This window comes from Kribbella albertanoniae (assembly GCF_004348455.1).
GTDB classification, from domain to species: Bacteria; Actinomycetota; Actinomycetes; order Propionibacteriales; family Kribbellaceae; genus Kribbella; species Kribbella albertanoniae.
Map to the genome: position 1 here is coordinate 1 of NZ_SMKA01000494.1, position 2,192 is coordinate 2,192.

Annotated in this window: 1 protein-coding gene; it reads left to right on the plus strand. The window is 69.2% G+C overall.

The features are described from left to right. Positions 1-24 precede the first annotated feature (24 nt). Positions 25-2,112, plus strand: coding sequence for a heavy metal translocating P-type ATPase (locus E1261_RS44480; RefSeq protein ID WP_238176852.1), 2,088 nt, complete (start codon positions 25-27; stop codon positions 2,110-2,112). Positions 2,113-2,192 lie beyond the last annotated feature (80 nt).

Here is a 2,192-nt window from a genome sequence, read left to right on the forward strand (position 1 = left end):
CCCTAGGGGGGTATGGTGCGGGGTATGGATGAGCACGTGGGACATGGTGAGCAGACGGGTCACGCCGGGCACTCCGGGGGGATGGAGCACGGCGGGCACTCGGGGCATGGGGATCATGCGGCGCAGTTCAAGGACCGGTTCTGGATCAGCTTCGGGCTGTCGGTGCCGGTCGTGTTCTTCAGCGAGATGTTCGCCGATCTGCTCGGGTACATGCCGCCCGAGTTCCCCGGATCGCGGTGGATCGCGCCGGTGCTCGGGACGGTGATCTTCCTGTACGGCGGCCGCCCGTTCCTCACCGGTGGCTGGGGCGAACTGAAGTCGCGGCGGCCCGGCATGATGCTGCTGATCTCGATGGCGATCACCGTCGCGTTCGTGGCGTCGTGGATCACCACCTTGGAGATCGGTGGCTTCGATCTCGATTTCTGGTGGGAGCTCGCGCTGCTGATCGTGATCATGCTGCTCGGGCACTGGCTGGAGATGCGCGCGCTCGGCGCTGCCTCCGGAGCGCTTGATGCGCTGGCCGCGCTGCTGCCGGACGAGGCCGAGAAGGTGACCGACGACGGGGTGGTCGCGGTGTCGCTGCACGAGCTGCAGACGGGCGACGTCGTACTGGTTCGTTCTGGCGGGCGGGTGCCGGCGGACGGGACTGTGGTCGACGGTCAGGCCGAGGTCGACGAGTCGATGATCACCGGGGAGTCGCGGCCGGTGTCGCGTGGTGTCGGAGACGCGGTCGTCGCCGGAACCGTTGCTACCGACAACGCACTGCGCGTCGAGATCACCGCGGTCGGCGACGACACCGCGCTGGCCGGCATCCAGCGGTTGGTTACCGAGGCGCAGGCCTCCTCGTCGCGGGCGCAGGCGCTGGCCGATCGGGCCGCCGCCTTCCTGTTCTACTTCGCGTCGATCGCCGGGCTGATCACCTTCGTGGTGTGGGCGTTGCTCGGCGAGCTCGATCAGGCCGTCACTCGTACGGTGACCGTGCTCGTCATCGCCTGCCCGCACGCCCTCGGCCTCGCGATCCCGCTGGTGATCGCGATCTCCACCGAGCGCGCGGCGAAGGCCGGCGTACTGGTGAAGAGCCGGTTGGCGCTGGAGCGGATGCGGACCGTCGACGTCGTCCTGTTCGACAAGACCGGCACGCTGACCAAGGGTGAGCCCGCGGTGATCGGCCTCGCGCCGGTGAACGGTGTTTCCGAGGATGAGCTGCTGGACCTGGCGGCCGCGGTTGAGGCCGACAGTGAGCACCCGCTGGCCCGAGCAATCGTCCGCGCCGCCAAGGATCGGGTGACGGCTGGATCCGAAGCGGCTCACGGGCGGCTGGTGGCGAGCGGTTTCACATCGCTGACCGGACGCGGCGTACAGGCAGTTGTCGATGGCAACGAAGTGGCGGTTGGTGGGCCGGCGTTGCTGCGCGAGTACGACGTGGCCGAGCCGGCTGAGCTCGAGTCGCACGTGGCGGAGTGGAAGGCGCAGGGCGCGGCCGTTCTGCAGGTCATCAAGGATCGGCAGGTGGTAGGCGCGATCGCGCTGGCGGATGCGATTCGGGAAGAGTCGCGGCAGGCTGTGGATGCGCTGCACAAGCGGGGTGTTCGGGTCGCGATGATCACCGGCGACGCGCATCAGGTGGCCGACGCGGTGGCGAGCGAGCTGGGTATCGACGAGGTGTTCGCGGAGGTGCTGCCGGGCGACAAGGACGCCAAGGTAAGCGAGCTGCAGGCCCGCGGGCTGAAGGTCGCCATGGTGGGCGACGGCGTGAACGACGCACCCGCCCTGGCGCGAGCCGAGGTCGGAATCGCGATCGGCGCCGGCACCGACGTGGCGATCGAGTCGGCCGGAGTCGTGCTGGCCGCCGACGACCCGCGCGCTGTCCTGTCGGTCATCGACCTGTCGCGCGCAAGCTACCGGAAGATGTGGCAGAACCTCGTGTGGGCAACCGGGTACAACATCATCACCGTCCCACTGGCCGCCGGCGTACTGGCCTTCGCAGGCATCCTCGTCTCCCCGGCCGTCGGCGCCGTCCTGATGTCGGTCTCAACCATCGTCGTAGCCCTCAACGCCCAACTCCTCCGCCGCCTAGACCTCCGCCCCGACCGCCTGTCGGTAAGGACCTGAGGTAGTCGGTCGCACCACCCCTCGGCCCGCCTGGCCCACCGCCCGGCGGGCCTGTCAGCGGCACCACCACGTGTCCTTCC